Origin of the sequence: Streptomyces sp. NPDC053427, assembly GCF_044544985.1 — a bacterium.
Taxonomy (GTDB): Bacteria; Actinomycetota; Actinomycetes; order Streptomycetales; family Streptomycetaceae; genus Streptomyces.
Window position 1 is genome coordinate 56,043 of sequence record NZ_JBITYA010000016.1, and the last position, 15,476, is coordinate 71,518.

General features: G+C 72.2%; 11 protein-coding genes. 8 read left to right on the forward strand and 3 right to left on the reverse strand.

Annotated features, from left to right (window positions below; genetic code table 11):
* Window positions 1-68: 68 nt before the first annotated feature.
* The 5 genes from ACIGWZ_RS35570 (at window position 69) to ACIGWZ_RS35590 (ending at window position 8,892) form a co-directional block, all read left to right on the forward strand.
* Window positions 69-1,682 (forward strand): 3' terminal RNA ribose 2'-O-methyltransferase Hen1, encoded by a 1,614-nt coding sequence (locus tag ACIGWZ_RS35570; protein ID WP_400071486.1) that lies wholly within the window; start codon window positions 69-71, stop codon window positions 1,680-1,682.
* Window positions 1,679-4,486 carry a polynucleotide kinase-phosphatase gene (locus ACIGWZ_RS35575; protein ID WP_400071488.1) on the forward strand — a complete coding sequence of 936 codons (2,808 nt, stop codon included), beginning with the start codon at window positions 1,679-1,681 and terminating at the stop codon, window positions 4,484-4,486. Before ACIGWZ_RS35570 ends, ACIGWZ_RS35575 begins: the two co-directional genes overlap by 4 nt.
* Window positions 4,487-4,760: 274 nt before the next feature.
* On the forward strand, window positions 4,761-5,996 hold the full coding sequence (locus tag ACIGWZ_RS35580; RefSeq protein ID WP_400071490.1) for an arginine deiminase: 1,236 nt from the start codon (window positions 4,761-4,763) through the stop codon (window positions 5,994-5,996).
* Window positions 5,997-6,158: 162 nt separating this feature from the next.
* Window positions 6,159-7,163 carry an ornithine carbamoyltransferase gene (gene argF, locus ACIGWZ_RS35585; RefSeq protein ID WP_400071492.1) on the forward strand — a complete coding sequence of 335 codons (1,005 nt, stop codon included), beginning with the start codon at window positions 6,159-6,161 and terminating at the stop codon, window positions 7,161-7,163.
* A gap of 247 nt (window positions 7,164-7,410) precedes the next feature.
* On the forward strand, window positions 7,411-8,892 hold the full coding sequence (locus ACIGWZ_RS35590) for an amino acid permease (protein ID WP_400071494.1): 1,482 nt from the start codon (window positions 7,411-7,413) through the stop codon (window positions 8,890-8,892).
* Here the strand turns inward: ACIGWZ_RS35590 and ACIGWZ_RS35595 are convergent.
* A complete protein-coding gene (locus tag ACIGWZ_RS35595; RefSeq protein WP_400071496.1) occupies window positions 8,876-9,319 on the reverse strand; it encodes an ATP-binding protein in 444 nt (147 codons plus the stop codon). The genes ACIGWZ_RS35590 and ACIGWZ_RS35595 overlap by 17 nt on opposite strands.
* Before the next feature lie 401 nt (window positions 9,320-9,720).
* On the opposite strand from ACIGWZ_RS35595, the gene ACIGWZ_RS35600 reads away from it, so the two are divergent.
* Together ACIGWZ_RS35600 and ACIGWZ_RS35605 are read left to right on the forward strand one after the other, a co-directional pair.
* On the forward strand, window positions 9,721-10,548 hold the full coding sequence (locus ACIGWZ_RS35600) for an enoyl-CoA hydratase family protein (protein ID WP_400071498.1): 828 nt from the start codon (window positions 9,721-9,723) through the stop codon (window positions 10,546-10,548).
* A 2-nt stretch (window positions 10,549-10,550) separates the two neighbouring features.
* Window positions 10,551-12,878: a bifunctional salicylyl-CoA 5-hydroxylase/oxidoreductase gene (locus ACIGWZ_RS35605; RefSeq protein WP_400071717.1), complete on the forward strand. Its 2,328-nt coding sequence runs from the start codon at window positions 10,551-10,553 to the stop codon at window positions 12,876-12,878.
* 12 nt (window positions 12,879-12,890) lie between these two features.
* Here ACIGWZ_RS35605 and ACIGWZ_RS35610 read toward each other — a convergent pair whose 3' ends face one another.
* Entirely contained in the window at window positions 12,891-13,547 is a 657-nt protein-coding gene (locus ACIGWZ_RS35610) for a ScbR family autoregulator-binding transcription factor (protein ID WP_400071719.1), read from the reverse strand.
* A 178-nt stretch (window positions 13,548-13,725) separates the two neighbouring features.
* Between ACIGWZ_RS35610 and ACIGWZ_RS35615 the strand changes: the two genes are divergently transcribed.
* Window positions 13,726-14,745, forward strand: coding sequence for an MDR family NADP-dependent oxidoreductase (locus tag ACIGWZ_RS35615; RefSeq protein ID WP_400071499.1), 1,020 nt, complete (start codon window positions 13,726-13,728; stop codon window positions 14,743-14,745).
* Here ACIGWZ_RS35615 and ACIGWZ_RS35620 read toward each other — a convergent pair.
* Window positions 14,702-15,448, reverse strand: coding sequence for a TetR family transcriptional regulator (locus tag ACIGWZ_RS35620; protein WP_400071500.1), 747 nt, complete (start codon window positions 15,446-15,448; stop codon window positions 14,702-14,704). The two genes, ACIGWZ_RS35615 and ACIGWZ_RS35620, sit on opposite strands and share 44 nt — an antisense overlap.
* Window positions 15,449-15,476 lie beyond the last annotated feature (28 nt).

Sequence of the window (15,476 nt, forward strand, 5' to 3'; positions counted from 1 at the left end):
CGGTTGTGGGCGGGCAGCGCCGGAAAACGGGTGGGAAGACCGGAACCCGTGACGCGATACTCGGGCGTGTGTTCCTGACGATATCGACCAACGGCAGCGCCGACCGTCCCGCGACCGACCTCGGATTCCTGCTGCACAAACATCCCGACAATGCCCAGCAGTTCTCGACTGCGCACGGGGTCGCGCATGTCTTCTATCCGGAGGCCGACGAGCAACAGTGCACGGCGGCGCTGCTGCTGGAGGTCGATGCCGTCGCCCTGGTCCGCCGGGGTCAGGGAAAGAGCCGCGGTGGCGTTCCGGATTCGGCGCTCGGGCAGTACGTCAACGACCGTCCGTACGCGGCATCCTCGCTGCTGGCGGTGGCGCTGCGCGGCGTCTTCGGCAGCGCGATGAAGGGGCAGTGCAAGGCGCGGCCGGAGCTGCCCGGGCGGGCGATGCCGCTGCGGATAGAGGTGCCGGTGCTGCCGGCCCGGGGCGGGGCGGAGCTGGTGCGCAGGCTCTTCGAGCCGCTGGGCTGGACGGTGGCCGCGGAACCGCTGCCGCTGGACGGGACGTTCCCGGAGTGGGGCGAGTCGCGCTATGTGCGGCTCGTCCTGGAGGGGGAGCGCAGGCTGGACGAGGCGCTGCGGCATCTGTATGTGCTGCTGCCGGTTCTGGACGATGCCAAGCACTACTGGGTCGCGCCCGACGAGGTCGACAAGCTGCTGCTGGCCGGCCAGGGCTGGCTGGAGGACCACCCCGAGCAGCGGCTGATCGTCGGCCGCTATCTCGCCCGGCGCTGGGCGCTGACGAACCGGGCCATCGAACGGCTGGCGCTGGAGCGGCTCGCCGAGGCGGATGACGTCGACGGCGAGGAGATCGACAACGCAGTGGACGAGGAGGTGGACACCGAGCAGAAACCGGTACCGCTCGCCGTACAGCGGCGGGCGGCGATCCTGGCGGAGCTGCGTGCGGCCAAGGCGGCTCGGGTGCTCGATCTGGGCTGCGGGCAGGGGCAGTTGGTCGGCGCGCTGCTCAAGGAGCGGCAGTTCACCGAGATCGTCGGGGTGGACGTCTCGATGCGGGCGTTGCACGAGGCGCGGCGCCGGCTGCGGCTGGACCGGATGTCCGAGCGGCAGTCGGAACGCGTACGGCTGGTACAGGGGTCGCTGGCGTACACCGACGGCAGGCTCCAGGGGTATGACGCGGCGGTGCTGAGCGAGGTCGTCGAGCATGTGGATCCGGCAAGGCTGCCGGCGCTGGAGTACGCGGTGTTCGGGTCGGCGAGGCCGCGGACGGTCGTGGTGACGACGCCGAACGTCGAGTACAACGTGCGCTGGGAGTCGCTGCCGGCCGGTCACGTACGCCATGCGGACCACCGCTTCGAGTGGACACGGGACGAGTTCCGGCGGTGGGCGGAGGAGGTCGGTACCCGGCACGGCTATGCGGTGACCTTCGGCCCGGTGGGCCCGGAGGACCCCGAGGTCGGGCCGCCCACCCAGCTCGCCCGTTTCCGTCTGGCCGGTGACGACGGCGGTGGCCACGGGAGCGACGCCGGTTCCGACAACGGCAGCGGTGACGAAAACGGCGGTGGGGACGAAAACAGCGGTTCCAGCGCGCACAGTGGTGACAGCGGGAACAGCGGGAACAGCGGGAGCAAGGAAAGCGGCAGGTCGATGAGGGGAAAGGAGGCCGCGGCATGACGGACGCCGACCGTACGGAGTACGAGGACGAGAAGCAGCACCAGCAGCACGAGGACCAGCAGGAGAGCGGGCGCGCGCAGGAGGGGGAGCGCCGGCCGCAGCCTCGGGCCGAGCGGGCGCCGCGCACGCTCGCCGTGCCCGACCTCTCACTCGTGGTGCTGGTCGGAGCCACCGGCTCCGGTAAGTCGACCTTCGCCGCCCGGCACTTCAAGCCGACCGAAGTCCTCTCCTCCGACTTCTGCCGCGGCCTGGTCAGCGACGACGAGAACGACCAGGGCGCCAGTGGCGACGCCTTCGACGTGCTGCACTTCATCGCGGGCAAGCGGCTGGCGGCCGGCCGGCTGACCGTCGTCGACGCCACCAATGTGCAGTCCGAGGCCCGCGCCCAGCTGGTGCGGCTGGCGCGGGAGCACGATGTGCTGCCGGTGGCGATCGTGCTGGACGTACCCGAGCAGGTCTGTGCCGCACGCAATGCGCAGCGCGCCGACCGGGCCGGGCTGCCCCGCCGGGTCATCCAGCGCCACCAGCGCGAACTGCGGCGCTCGATAAGGCACTTGGAGCGGGAGGGCTTCCGCAAGGTGCACATCCTGCGCGGGCCGGAGGAGGTCGAGGCCGCAGAGATCGTCACCGAACGGCGGTTCAACGACCTGCGTCATCTCACCGGACCGTTCGACATCATCGGCGACATCCACGGCTGCCGTTCCGAGCTGGAGAGCCTGCTGGGCCGGCTGGGCTACGCCCTGGAGCGCGACGCACTCGGCCGGGCCGTGGACGCCGCGCACCCGGAGGGCCGTACGGCCGTCTTCGTCGGCGACCTCGTCGACCGCGGGCCGGACAGTCCCGGTGTGCTGCGCCTGGTGATGGGCATGGTCGGGGCCGGTCACGCGCTGTGTGTGCCCGGGAACCACGAGAACAAGCTCGGCCGTTACCTCAAGGGACGCAAGGTCCAGCACACCCACGGGCTCGCCGAGACGATCGAACAGCTGGAGAAGGAGGACGACGCCTTCCGCGCCGAGGTGGCGGGCTTTCTTCAGGGCCTGGTCAGCCACTACGTTCTGGACGGCGGCGGGCTGGTGGTGTGCCACGCCGGTCTGCCGGAGAAGTACCACGGCCGGACGTCGGGCCGGGTGCGGTCGTTCGCGCTCTACGGCGACACGACCGGTGAGACCGACGAGTTCGGCCTGCCCGTGCGCTACCCCTGGGCGGAGGACTACCGGGGCCGCGCCGCCGTCGTCTACGGCCACACGCCCACCCCGCGTGCCAACTGGCTCAACAACACCATTTGCCTCGACACCGGGTGCGTCTTCGGCGGCGCCATGACCGCGCTGCGGTGGCCGGAGCGCGAGCTGGTGGAGGTACCGGCGGAGAAGATCTGGTACGAGCCCGTCAAGCCGCTGGCCACGGAAGCGCCCGGCGGCGCGGACGGCCGTCCGCTCGCCCTCGGCGATGTGGCCGGACGGCGGATCGTGGAGACCCGTTACATGGGCCGGCTCGCGGTCAAGGAGGAGAACGCCGCGGCCGCGCTGGAGGTGATGAGCCGCTTCGCGATCGACCCGCGGCTGCTGCCCTACCTCCCGCCGACGATGGCGCCCTGCGCCACGTCCAACCCCGCGACCGGCGGCGAAACCGCTGGTGAGGACCGTGGCGGAGCCGCCGATGAAGCCCGTGGCGGAGCCGCCGACGGAGGCTATCTGGAGCACCCGGCCGAGGCGTTCGCCGCCTACCGTGCCGACGGCGTGCGCGAGGTCGTGTGCGAGGAGAAGCACATGGGCTCCCGCGCGGTGGTCCTGGTCTGCCGCGACGAGGCCGCGGCCCGCGAGCGCTTCGGCGTCGCGGAGGGCGTGTCGGGCGCGCTCTACACCCGTACGGGACGGCCGTTCTTCGACGACCGGGAGACGACCGAACGGATTCTGCGGCGGGTCCGTGAATGCGCGGAGCGGGCCGGGCTGTGGGCGGAGCTGGAAACGGACTGGCTGCTGCTGGACGCCGAGTTGATGCCGTGGTCGCTGAAGGCCACCGGTCTGCTGCGCAAGCAGTACGCGGCCGTCGGTGCGGCGTCCGGCGCGGTGTTCCCGAGCGCGCTCGGGGCGCTGGAGGCGGCGGCCGCGCGGGGTGTCGACGTGGCGACACTGCTCGACCGGCAGCGGGACCGGGCCTCGGACGCCGCCGCGTTCACCGAGGCCTACCGGCGCTACTGCTGGCGCGTCGGCACGGAGCGGCCCACGGGGACCGACGCGCTGGCGGGCATCCGGCTCGCCCCGTTCCAGATCCTCGCCGTCCAGGGCCGCAGCCTGGCCGGGCTTGCGCACACCGACCAGCTCGCCATGATCGACCGGCTCATCGAGGCGGAGGCCGAGGCCGCGTCCGCGGAACCGGACGGCGACCGTACGGCGCTGCTCGCCCCGACCCGTCGGCTGGTCGTCGACACCGAGGACGAGGCATCGGTTGCGGCCGGTACCGCCTGGTGGCTGGATCTCACCGCGGACGGCGGCGAGGGCATGGTGGTCAAGCCGCTGCGGGCGCTGATACGCGGCGAGGACGGCCGGCTCATCCAGCCGGGCATCAAGTGCCGCGGCCGCGAGTACCTGCGGATCATCTACGGGCCGGAGTACACCCGCCCGGAGAATCTGCGGCGTCTGCGGGTCCGCCACCTGGGCCATAAGCGCTCGCTCGCGCTGCGCGAGTACGCGCTCGGCCTGGAGGCACTCGACCGGATGGCGGACGGCGAACCGCTGTGGCGCGTACACGAGGCGGTCTTCGCCGTGCTCGCGCTGGAGTCCGAGCCGGTGGATCCGCGGCTGTAGCGGGGTCCGGGGGTGGGTCCGGGGCGCGTTTGCCGCGCGCTACGGGCCGTCCGGGCCACTCGGGCCAACTCCCGGACCCGGACCAGGCGTTGGACCTGCACCGCGGCGCGGGCCGGCGCCCGTAGCGGCGCGGCGGCGGCGGAGCCGGGGCGCGGCCGGGCGTCGGGCCGGAGCGTGCGTGCCACTCCGCCGCGCTGCCCGCCGTCACCCCACAACATCGGCCAAGATCCCCCGAAAGCGTTGCCACTCGCCTCCGAGCGGCCAAGATGGGGAGATGGGATTCCACGTCGACTCCGAGGCCGGGCGGCTGCGCCGGGTCATTCTGCATCGCCCCGATCTGGAGCTGAAGCGGCTCACGCCCTCGAACAAGGACGCCCTGCTCTTCGACGACGTGCTCTGGGTGCGCCGGGCGCGGGCCGAGCACGACGGGTTCGCGGACGTGCTCCGGGACCGGGGGGTGGACGTGCACCTCTTCGGGGATCTGCTGGCCGACAGCCTGCGGATCCCCGCGGCGCGGACGCTGGTCCTCGACCGGGTCTTCGACGAGAAGGAGTACGGCCCGCTGGCCACCGACCACCTCCGGGCGGCGTTCGAGGAGCTGCCGGTGTCCGAGCTCGTCGAGGCGCTGGTGGGCGGCATGACCAAGCGGGAGTTCCTGGAGCGGCACGCCGAGCCGACCTCGGTCCGCTTCCACGTCATGGAGATGGACGACTTCCTGCTCGGCCCGCTGCCCAACCATCTCTTCACCCGCGACACCTCCGCCTGGATCTACGACGGCGTCTCGATCAACTCGATGCGCTGGCCCGCCCGGCAGCGCGAAACCGTGCACTACGAGGCGATCTACCGGCATCACCCGCTCTTCCGCAGCGAGGACTTCCACGTCTGGTCCGAGGGCCAGGCCGACTACCCCTCGACGATCGAGGGCGGCGACGTCCTGGTGCTGGGCAGCGGCGCGGTGCTGATCGGGATGAGCGAGCGGACCACTCCGCAGGCCGTGGAGCTGCTGGCGCGCGGGCTGTTCGCGGCGGGTTCGGCGCGCACCATCGTGGCGCTGGACATGCCCAAGCGCCGGGCCTTCATGCATCTGGACACCGTCATGACCATGATCGACGGGGACACGTTCACGCAGTACGCGGGGCTGGGGATGCTCCGCTCGTACACCATCGAGGCGGGCTCGGGGGAGCGGGACCTCAAGGTCACCGACCATCCGCCGGAGCATATGCACCGCGCGATAGCGGCCGCCTTGGGGCTGGACGACATCCGCGTGCTGACGCCGACGCAGGATGTGCACTCCGCGCAGCGCGAGCAGTGGGACGACGGCTGCAATGTGCTGGCGGTGGAGCCGGGCGTGGTCGTGGCGTACGAGCGGAATGTCACCACGAACACGTTCCTGCGCAAGCGCGGCATCGAGGTGATCACGATCCCCGGGAGTGAGCTGGGCAGGGGACGGGGCGGGCCGCGGTGCATGAGCTGCCCCGTGACACGGGACGCTGTACCGGGAACAGCCTGACGGGAACGGCTCGACGGGGCCGGTTCGACGGGAACGGCCTGACGGGGAGGCCCGGGAGGCGGCGCGGAGGCGAGGTATCGCGCCGTATAGAGATGCAGGCCTTCGTATATAGTTCCAGGTCTGAGTCCGTCCACCCCGATTGCCGCGAACCAGGAGTCCACCATGGCGATAGACCTCACGGGCCGCCACTTCCTCAAGGAGCTGGACTTCAGCGCCGAGGAATTCCGCCGACTGATCGACCTCGCGGCCGAACTCAAGGCCGCCAAGCGCGCCGGGACCGAGATCGCCCGACTGAAGGGCCGCAACATCGCCCTGATCTTCGAGAAGACCTCGACCAGGACCCGCTGCTCCTTCGAGGTCGCGGCCGCCGACCAGGGCGCCTCGACCACCTACCTCGATCCCTCGGGTTCGCAGATCGGGCACAAGGAGTCGGTCAAGGACACCGCGCGGGTGCTGGGCCGGATGTTCGACGGCATCGAGTTCCGCGGCAGCCGGCAGGCGGACGTCGAAGAGCTCGCCGCGCACGCCGGGGTGCCCGTCTTCAACGGGCTGACCGACGACTGGCACCCCACGCAGATGCTCGCCGACGTCCTGACCATGGTCGAGCACGGCCGCGGCCGCCCCCTGGAGGAGACCGCCTTCGCCTACCTCGGCGACGCCCGCAACAACATGGGCAACTCCTACCTGGTCACCGGCGCCCTGCTCGGCATGGACGTACGGATCGTGGCGCCGAAGCAGCTGTGGCCCGAGGAGACGGTGATCGCCCGGGCCCGCGCGCTTGCCGACGCCAGCGGCGCCCGCATCACGCTCACCGAGGAGGTGGCGGAGGGCGTGCGCGGCGCGGACTTCGTCACCACGGACGTCTGGGTCTCCATGGGGGAGCCCAAGGAGGTCTGGGACGAGCGGATCGCGCTGCTCGCCCCGTACGCCGTCACCATGGACGTGCTGCGCGCCACCGGGAAGCCGGAGGTGAAGTTCCTGCACTGCCTGCCCGCCTACCACGACCTGGGCACGGCGGTCGGCCGGGAGATCCATGAGCGGCACGGGCTGGAGTCGCTGGAGGTCACCGACGAGGTCTTCGAGTCCGCGCACTCCGTCGTCTTCGACGAGGCGGAGAACCGGATGCACACGATCAAGTCGGTGCTGGTCGCGACGCTGGGCAGGTAGCGGGTTCCGTTCGGCGCGCCGGAGGCGGACGCCGCTCGGCGGGCGCCACACGGCCGCGGACGCCGCAGCGCACGGCCGGCCGGCCGCACACTCAACCGCATAGTCATACGCCTCGACGGGCGATCATGCGGACAAAACGGCTACCATCGAGCCGCTCACGGGGTTCGGACCCACCGGTCCGGACCCCGAACTGCGTGCGGCCCACCCCCGCCGCGCGCACCGCACCACCAGAGAAGAGATCCACCCCATGAGCCCGCGCGCCGCAGGTCCGTCCGGACTGCGCATCAAGTCCCCCGACCTCCTTGTCGCCGAATCCGGCGCGGACCTCGAAGGCAACGGCCTCCAGCGCAGCATGGGGCTCTTCCAGCTCGTGTGCTTCGGCATCGGCGCCATCGTCGGCACCGGCATCTTCGTCGGCCTCTCCGACACCGTCGCCGAGGCGGGACCCGCCGTCATCGTCTCCTTCGTGCTCGCCGCCCTCACCTGCGTCTTCACCGCCTTCTCCTTCGCGGAGCTGGGCGGCGCGATACCGGTGTCCGGCAGCTCGTACTCCTATGCCTACGCCACCCTCGGCGAGCGCACCGCCTTCCTCGTCGGCTGGTGCCTGCTGCTCGAATACGGCATCTCGGTGTCGGCCGTCGCCGTCGGCTGGGGGCAGTACCTGAACGAGCTGCTGGGCAGCCTGACCGGCTGGCAGCTGCCCGCCGCGCTCTCCAGCCCGCCCGGTGACGGCGGCGTCGTCAACATCCCGGCCGTCGTCGTGATGCTGCTCGCGGCCCTGCTCCTCGTCCGCGGCATCCGGGAGAGCGCCCGCGCGACCGCCGCGATGGCTGTGCTCAAGCTCGCGGTCCTGGTGCTGTTCTGCGTCATCGGCTTCAGTGCCTTCCGGGCCGGCCACCTCTCGCCGTTCGCCCCCCAGAGCGTCGCCGGCATCACCTCCGGCGCCTCCGTCGCGTTCTTCTCGTACATCGGGTTCGACGCGATCACCACGGCCGGCGAGGAGGTCAAGAACCCGCGCCGCAACATCCCCCTCGCGATCATGATCTGCATCGGTGTGGTCACCGTCCTGTACTGCCTGGTCGCTCTCGCCGCCATCGGCGCGCTCTCCTCCGACCAGGTGGCCGATCAGCCCGCCGCGCTGTCGTTGATCGTCAACCACGTCACCCACTCGACGCTCGGCGGCGGCGTGATCGCCTTCGGCGCGGTCGTCGCCATCGCCTCGGTCGTCCTTGCCGTGATGTACGGCCAGACCCGCATCCTGATGTCGATGTCGCGGGACGGCCTGGTCCCGGGGGTTTTCGAGCGGATCTCGCCGCGGACTTCCACCCCGGTCGCCAACACCTGGATCGTCGCGGTCGTCTTCGCGGTCCCGGCCGCGGTGGTCCCGCTGGACGTGGTGATGAACCTGACCACCATCGGGACGCTGGCGGTCATGGCGGTGGTCAACCTCTGCGTGATGGTGCTCCGCCGCACCCGCCCCGATCTGCCGCGTCGCTTCCGGGTGCCGCTCTTCCCGGTCAGCCCGCTGCTCGGCATCGGTTTCTGCCTCTACCTGATGTACGGGACCGGCCCGGCGACCTGGCTGCAATTCGCCGGATTCCTGGTGGTCGGCGCGCTGGTGTACGCCTGCTACGGGCGCCGCCGGTCGCGGCTGGCACAGGCCGAGCCGGTCGTGGACGGTGCGGCTGCCGCGGCGCCGGCTCCCGTCATGGCTACGCGGGAAGGGTGAACCAGACGGCCTTGCCGTGCGGCGTCGGGCGGCAGCCGGAGGCCGAGCTGAGGGCCTGAATCAGCTTCAGGCCGTGGCCGCGCCCGCCGTGCGGACCGGTGCGCGGCGCGGGGACCGGACCATCGGTGGCGGACGGCCCGCCGGCCCGTCCGTCCGCCGGCGCCGGATCGCCGTCGTGCACCTCCACCTGACAGCCGGCCGGCACCCGCTCCACCACCAGCTGGAGGGCGTGCCTGCCCCGGGAGTGCTCGACGGCATCGCCGACCAGTTCGGCGGTCAGCAGCTCGGCCGTGTCGCCCCTGGTGGCGGCCCGGAAATCGATCAGGGCCGCACGGACCAGCGCGCGGGCCAGCGGAACGGCGGCCGGGGAGTGCGGCAGGGCGATCCGCCAGGCGAGGGGGAGAAGCGGTTCCGGCGTGTCCAGCATGGCGCTGTTCCCTTCGCAGAGGCCCGTGGGGGACTGCTTCCACCGTAGAAACCGCGCCGGTGCGGGAGCAGGGCCGGGCGGCCGGGATCGGTGGGACCTGGGTCACACGGCGGGCGGGACCTTTGGCCCTGGCGACCGCGGGTTCCCGCGTCGGGAAACGCTCGCGCGCGGGTGGCGGGGCCGGGCGCGCCGGACGGCCGGGCGGCCTGGCGCAAACCGTGCGGCCGGGCGCCCGTCGTGGGCGATGGGCTATTGCGTTCTCGTGACGACGGTAATGAAGCGGTGATAGCTTCAAAGGGCAGCACCCCGGCGCGTCCCAGCGCATCCCGGCCCAGCCGACCGCACTCCACCGCGCCCAACCGCACGCTCCAGCCGTCCGGCCGAAGGGGGCAGGCAGCTCGATGAGTCCGTTCGCAGGATCCGCCCACCGCACCAGCACCTGGGAACACCTCCGTGTGACCAGGGACGACGGGGTCGCCACCGTCACCCTCGCGCGCCCCGAGAAGCTCAACGCCCTCACCTTCGAGGCCTACGCGGATCTGCGGGATCTGCTGGCGGAGCTGTCCCGGGAGCGCTCCGTACGCGCCCTCGTCCTCGGCGGGGAGGGGCGCGGATTCTGCTCCGGCGGGGACGTCGAGGAGATCATCGGCGCCACGCTGACGATGGACACCGGGCAGCTGCTGGACTTCAACCGGATGACCGGGCAGGTCGTACGGGCGCTGCGGGAAGCCCCGTTCCCGGTGATCGCGGCCGTGCACGGCGTCGCGGCGGGTGCCGGCGCGGTGCTCGCACTGGCCGCGGACTTCCGCGTCGCCGACCCCTCCGCCCGCTTCGCGTTCCTCTTCACCAAGGTCGGTCTGTCCGGCGGCGACATGGGCGCGGCCTATCTGCTGCCCCGGGTCATCGGACTCGGTCATGCCACCCGGCTGCTGATGCTCGGCGACGCGGTGCGGGCGCCGGAGGCCGAGCGGCTCGGCCTCATCAGCGAGCTGGCGGACGAGGGCCGCGCCGATGAGGCGGCCGCCGCGCTGGCCCGGCGGCTCGCCCAGGGGCCCGCGCTCGCCCACGCCCAGACCAAGGCGCTGCTGACCGCCGAACTCGACATGCCGCTCGCCGCGGCCGTCGAAATGGATGCCGCCACCCAGGCGCTGCTGATGAACAGCGCCGACTACGCCGAATTCCATGCCGCCTTCACCGAGAAGCGGTCGCCCAAGTGGCAGGGGAAATAGCCATGCGGGTCGCCGTCATCGGTGGCGGACCCGGCGGGCTCTACGCGGCGGCCCTCCTCAAGCGGCTCGACCCCACCCGCGAGATCACCGTCTGGGAGCGCAACGCTCCGGACGACACCTTCGGCTTCGGCGTCGTCCTCTCCGACGAGACCCTCGGCGGCATCGAGCACGCCGACCCGGAGGTCTACCGCGCGCTCCAGGCGGAGTTCGTCCGCTGGGACGACATCGACATCGTGCACCGGGGCCGCACCCTCACCTCGGGCGGGCACGGCTTCGCGGCGCTCGGCCGGCGCCGGCTGCTGGCCGTACTGCACCGGCGCTGCCGCGACCTCGGCATCGACCTGCGCTTTCGCACCGAGGCGCCGCCCGCCGCCGAACTGGCCCGCTCCCACGACCTGGTGATCGCCGCCGACGGCGTGCACAGCGCCACCCGCGCCGCGGGCGCCGACGCCTTCCGCCCGCAGCTGACCACCCACCGCTGCCGCTACATCTGGCTCGCCGCCGACTTCGCCTTCGACGCCTTCCGCTTCGAGATCGCCGAGACCGAGCACGGCGTCGTACAGCTGCACGCCTACCCCTACCACTCCCGCCCGTCCCCGTCGTCCGACGCCCACCCCGCAACGGGGCCCCACGGGCCGCAGGGCCCGTCCGGCGCCAGCACCGTCATCGTCGAGATGCGCGAAGAGGTCTGGCGGGCCGCCGGACTCGACCGTGCCGACGCGCGCGAGTCCGCCGCATGGTGTGCCAAGACCTTCGCCGACGCCCTGCGCGGCCGGTCCCTGCGCTCCAACAACTCCAGCTGGACCGCCTTCCGTACGGTCGTCAACGACCGCTGGTCGCACGGCAATACGGTCCTGCTCGGCGACGCCGCGCACACCGCGCACTTCTCCATCGGCTCCGGCACCAAGCTCGCCGTCGAGGACGCCCTCGCGCTGGCCGCCTGCCTTCAGGAACAGCCGGACATCGCGAGCGCTCTGGCCGCGTACGAGGAGGAGCGCCGCCCCGTCGTCGCCTCCACCCAGCGCGCCGCCCGCGCCAGCCTCGCCTGGTTCGAGGAGCTGGCCACCTACCTCGACCAGCCGCCGCACCAGTTCGCCTTCAACCTCCTCACCCGCAGCCGCCGCGTCACCCACGACAACCTGCGGCTGCGCGACCGCCGCTTCACCCGAGCCGTCGAGCGCGAGTCCGGCTGCCCGGACGGCACCCCGCCGATGTTCACCCCCTTCCGGCTGCGCGGCCTCACCCTGCGCAACCGCGTGGTCGTCTCCCCCATGGACATGTACTCCTCGCACGACGGCGTCCCCGGCGACTTCCACCTCGTCCACCTGGGCGCACGGGCCCTCGGCGGCGCGGGCCTGGTCATGACCGAGATGGTGTGCGTCAGCGAGCGGGGCCGCATCACTCCGGGCTGCGCCGGCCTCTACACCGAGCAGCAGGCCCGGGCCTGGCGCCGCGTCACCGACTTCGTGCACGACCGATCACCCGGCACCGCGATCGGCATCCAGCTCGGCCACGCGGGCCGCAAGGGCTCCACCAAACTGATGTGGCACGGCATCGACGAACCGCTCGACGACGGCAACTGGCCCCTCGTCGCCGCATCCCCCCTTCCCTACAAGCCCGGCAGCCAGCGCCCCCACGAGCTGACACCCGGCGAACTCTCCGCCGTCCGCGACGAGTTCGCCGCCGCCGCACGACGCGCCGCCGCCTGCGGCTTCGACCTCCTCGAGCTCCACTGCGCCCACGGATATCTGCTGTCCGGCTTCCTCTCCCCGCTGACGAATGAACGGACCGACGCCTACGGAGGTTCCCTGCCGGGCCGCCTGCGCTTCCCCCTCGAGGTGCTCGACGCGGTCCGGGAGGCCTGGCCGGACGAGCGGCCCCTGACGGTGCGGATCTCCGCCACCGACTGGGCCGACGGCGGCACCACCGCCGAGGACGCGGTGGCGATGGCGGCGGCCTTCGCCGAGCACGGCGCCGATGCGATCGATGTCTCCACGGGGCAGGTCGTGCCCGACGAGCGCCCCGACTTCGGCCGCTCGTACCAGACGCCGTTCGCCGACCGCATCCGCAACACCCTCGGCATACCGGTCATCGCGGTCGGCGCCCTCTCCTCCTGGGACGACGTCAACTCCCTCGTACTGGCCGGCCGCACGGACCTGTGCGCGCTGGCCAGACCGCATCTGTACGACCCGCACTGGACCCTGCACGCCGCCGCGGAGCAGGGCTACGCGGGCCCAGGAGCCCCCTGGCCGCTGCCCTACCAGGCAGGCAGCCGCACCCCGCCCACCGGGCGTACCGACGCCCCCAAGCCCCGCCTCACCCTGCGTTGACGCGTCGACGCCTCAACGGACGGCCTCGGGGTTGCGCAGCGGGGCACCGCCGGGCGACCGGACGACGACCGTCACGCTGCGCCCGTGCGGGTCCAGGTGGCTGATCGCGCCCGGTGAGGCGAGCCCCGGCAGGGTGTGCTTCCACAGGGCCGTGACGCGTTCCGGCAGATCGGCGCGGTCGGTCGCGGCCCGTGAGAACAGCTGGACACCCATATAGGCGGCGACGAAGAACTCCGCCGCCCGGTCCGGCACCACGCTGTGCAGCAGCTCCCCGTTGCGGCGCGCCTCGGTGAACATCGTCGCGATGATGTCCGTCCAGGCCCGGTAGGGCATCAGCGGGTCCTCGCTGAAGGTCGTCTCGACCGCGATCCGCGTCCCGGCCTGCAACAACGCATCGCTGCGCAGCGCCAGCGCCACCTGGTGGGTGAAGTCGATGGCGTCCTGCAGCCGGGACTCGCTCACCTGCGGGAGAAAGGGCCGGCTCTGCTCCGTGACGACCGCGCGGGCCAGCGCGTCCTTGGAGGTGAAGTGGAAGTAGAGGGCCCCTTTGGTGACCCCGGCCCGCTGGATGATCTCGGCCATGGTGGCCGCCTGGTACCCATGTGCGCCGATGACGTGGGCCGCCGCTTCGAGGACAGCGCGCCGGGTGCGCACCGCGCGTTCCTGCATGGCCACTGATCATCCTCCGTATGCTCTCTTGGAGTTGTGGTGTCTGAGCAGGATCCCTCGCCCCGGGTCGCCCAGGCTCATTCCGCATGATAAGGAAGCCAACCATGCGGTATCGGACCGCGACGCCGTCCGGCGGAGTGATCTGATGCCGATCCCCCACAAGTGCGAGGAGTGATCGATGTCCCGGACCGCCGTACCCGCCATGCATCGGGAGGTGCGGCTCGCCGCGCATGTCGACGGGGAGCTGACGCAACGTCATTTCACCCTCGCCGAGGTGCCGGTGCCCCGGCCGGCGGCCGGACAGGTCCTGGTGCGCACCCGTCTGATGGCGGTGACGGCGGCGATGCGGACCCGGATGACCGGCGCCGAGCTGCCGATGCGCGCGTTCGTTCCCGGCCAGGCGCTGTGGGGCTCCGCGGTCGGCGAGATCGTGGCGGCGCCCAGCGGCGGCTTCACCCCCGGTGAGCTGGTTCATCACCCATACGGATGGCGAGAGTTCGCGGTCGCAGAGGAGTCCGTGGTAGAGCGCATCGACCCGGACGCGCTGCCCACCCCCGCCGCGCATCTGTCGCAGGGCGCCACCGCCTGGGGCGCGCTGAACCGGGCCGCCGAGGTCCGGCCGGGGGACACGGTGTTCGTCACCGGCGCGGCGGGCGGCGTCGGCAGCCTGGCCGGCCAGATCGCGCGGCGGCTGGGGGCCGGCCGGGTCGTCGGCAGCACCAGCTCCGAGCGCAAGGCGGTCCGGCTGCGCGCCGAACTCGGCTACGACGACACCGTCGTGCGCGGCGCCGGGCCGATCGAACCGCAACTGCGCCGGGCGGCTCCCGACGGTATCGACGTACTGGTGGACACCGTGGCCGGCGAGCAGCTGACCGCGGCGCTCGCGGTGGCCCGCCCCGACGCCCGCTTTGCGCTGGTCGGCGCGCTCTCCACCCAGCTGTCCGGGAACGGCTCCGTCGCCGCCCCGGTCGAACTGGACGCGGCGCTGCTCATCACGCGCCGGGTGACGGTGCGCGGCTTCGGGCTGTACGCCCACCCGGACCTCGCCCAGGAGTGGACCCGGGAATTCGGCCGGGGCCTGCGGGACGGCTCGCTGGTCTTCCCGCACTCCCTGCTACGGGGCATCGAGCAGGCGCCGCGCGCCCTGTGCGAGCTCACCCAGGGGCATCACACCGGATCCGTGCTGGTTGAACTGTGAGACCGGGGCGGGTCGTGACGCCTGAGCGTGGTGTCGCCTCGGGGGCCCCTTGCGGGGCCGGGGCGGCCGCCGGGACATGGTCACGGGCCGCCTCGCCGCCGCCCGGCGCGGCCGACAGCCGGCTCCACATTCCGATGATGGCCTCCCTGTTCCACCATGCGTGGTCCTCCGTGCCCAGATGCAGCAGGCCCGCCACCACCGTCGTCAGCAGCCGGGCCGTGCGCTGCGGTTCGCCGTCGGCATTCGCGGCGACGTCCCCGGCGTCGCCCCGGTAGGCCGCCCCGTACGCTCCGTTGGCCAGCGCCTTGTCGAGGAAGAGCGTGTACCACCGGTGCTCCAGGGCGTGGATCCCGAGCCCCGGGACGGTGTCCGGCCGCAGCCGCAGCCCGGCCCGCAGCACGGGGTCGGACTGCACCCGCCCGAACAGCTCGACGGCGAAGTCCCGTGCGGCGGGGATGAGCGGCTGTGGGGAGCGGGCCAGGGCGCTCTCGACCTCTTGCAGCGCGGCGAGCGCGCTGTCGTGGACCGCGAGGGTCAGATCGTCCTTGGACGAGAAGTGGAAGTAGAGCGCGCCCTTGCTCAGGCGGGCGCGCCGGCTGACTTCGACCATGCCCGCGGCGGGCACTCCTTTCTCCAGAAAAGTCTCTGCGGCCGAGCGGATGAGCGCCTGGCGGCTCTGGATGGCGCGATGCTGCGTGGGCACGGTGTCCGTCCCGTCTCTAGTACGGCTG

What these genes read in the sequence shown, in the direction of transcription:
- ACIGWZ_RS35575 (WP_400071488.1), top strand. Translation starts at nt 1,679, where the DNA reads ATGACGGACGCCGACCGTACGGAGTACGAGGACGAGAAGCAGCACCAG.
- ACIGWZ_RS35580 (WP_400071490.1), top strand. Translation starts at nt 4,761, where the DNA reads ATGGGATTCCACGTCGACTCCGAGGCCGGGCGGCTGCGCCGGGTCATT.
- argF (WP_400071492.1), top strand. Translation starts at nt 6,159, where the DNA reads ATGGCGATAGACCTCACGGGCCGCCACTTCCTCAAGGAGCTGGACTTC.
- ACIGWZ_RS35590 (WP_400071494.1), top strand. Translation starts at nt 7,411, where the DNA reads ATGAGCCCGCGCGCCGCAGGTCCGTCCGGACTGCGCATCAAGTCCCCC.
- ACIGWZ_RS35595 (WP_400071496.1), bottom strand. Translation starts at nt 9,319, where the DNA reads ATGCTGGACACGCCGGAACCGCTTCTCCCCCTCGCCTGGCGGATCGCC.
- ACIGWZ_RS35600 (WP_400071498.1), top strand. Translation starts at nt 9,721, where the DNA reads ATGAGTCCGTTCGCAGGATCCGCCCACCGCACCAGCACCTGGGAACAC.
- ACIGWZ_RS35605 (WP_400071717.1), top strand. Translation starts at nt 10,551, where the DNA reads ATGCGGGTCGCCGTCATCGGTGGCGGACCCGGCGGGCTCTACGCGGCG.
- ACIGWZ_RS35610 (WP_400071719.1), bottom strand. Translation starts at nt 13,547, where the DNA reads ATGCAGGAACGCGCGGTGCGCACCCGGCGCGCTGTCCTCGAAGCGGCG.
- ACIGWZ_RS35615 (WP_400071499.1), top strand. Translation starts at nt 13,726, where the DNA reads ATGTCCCGGACCGCCGTACCCGCCATGCATCGGGAGGTGCGGCTCGCC.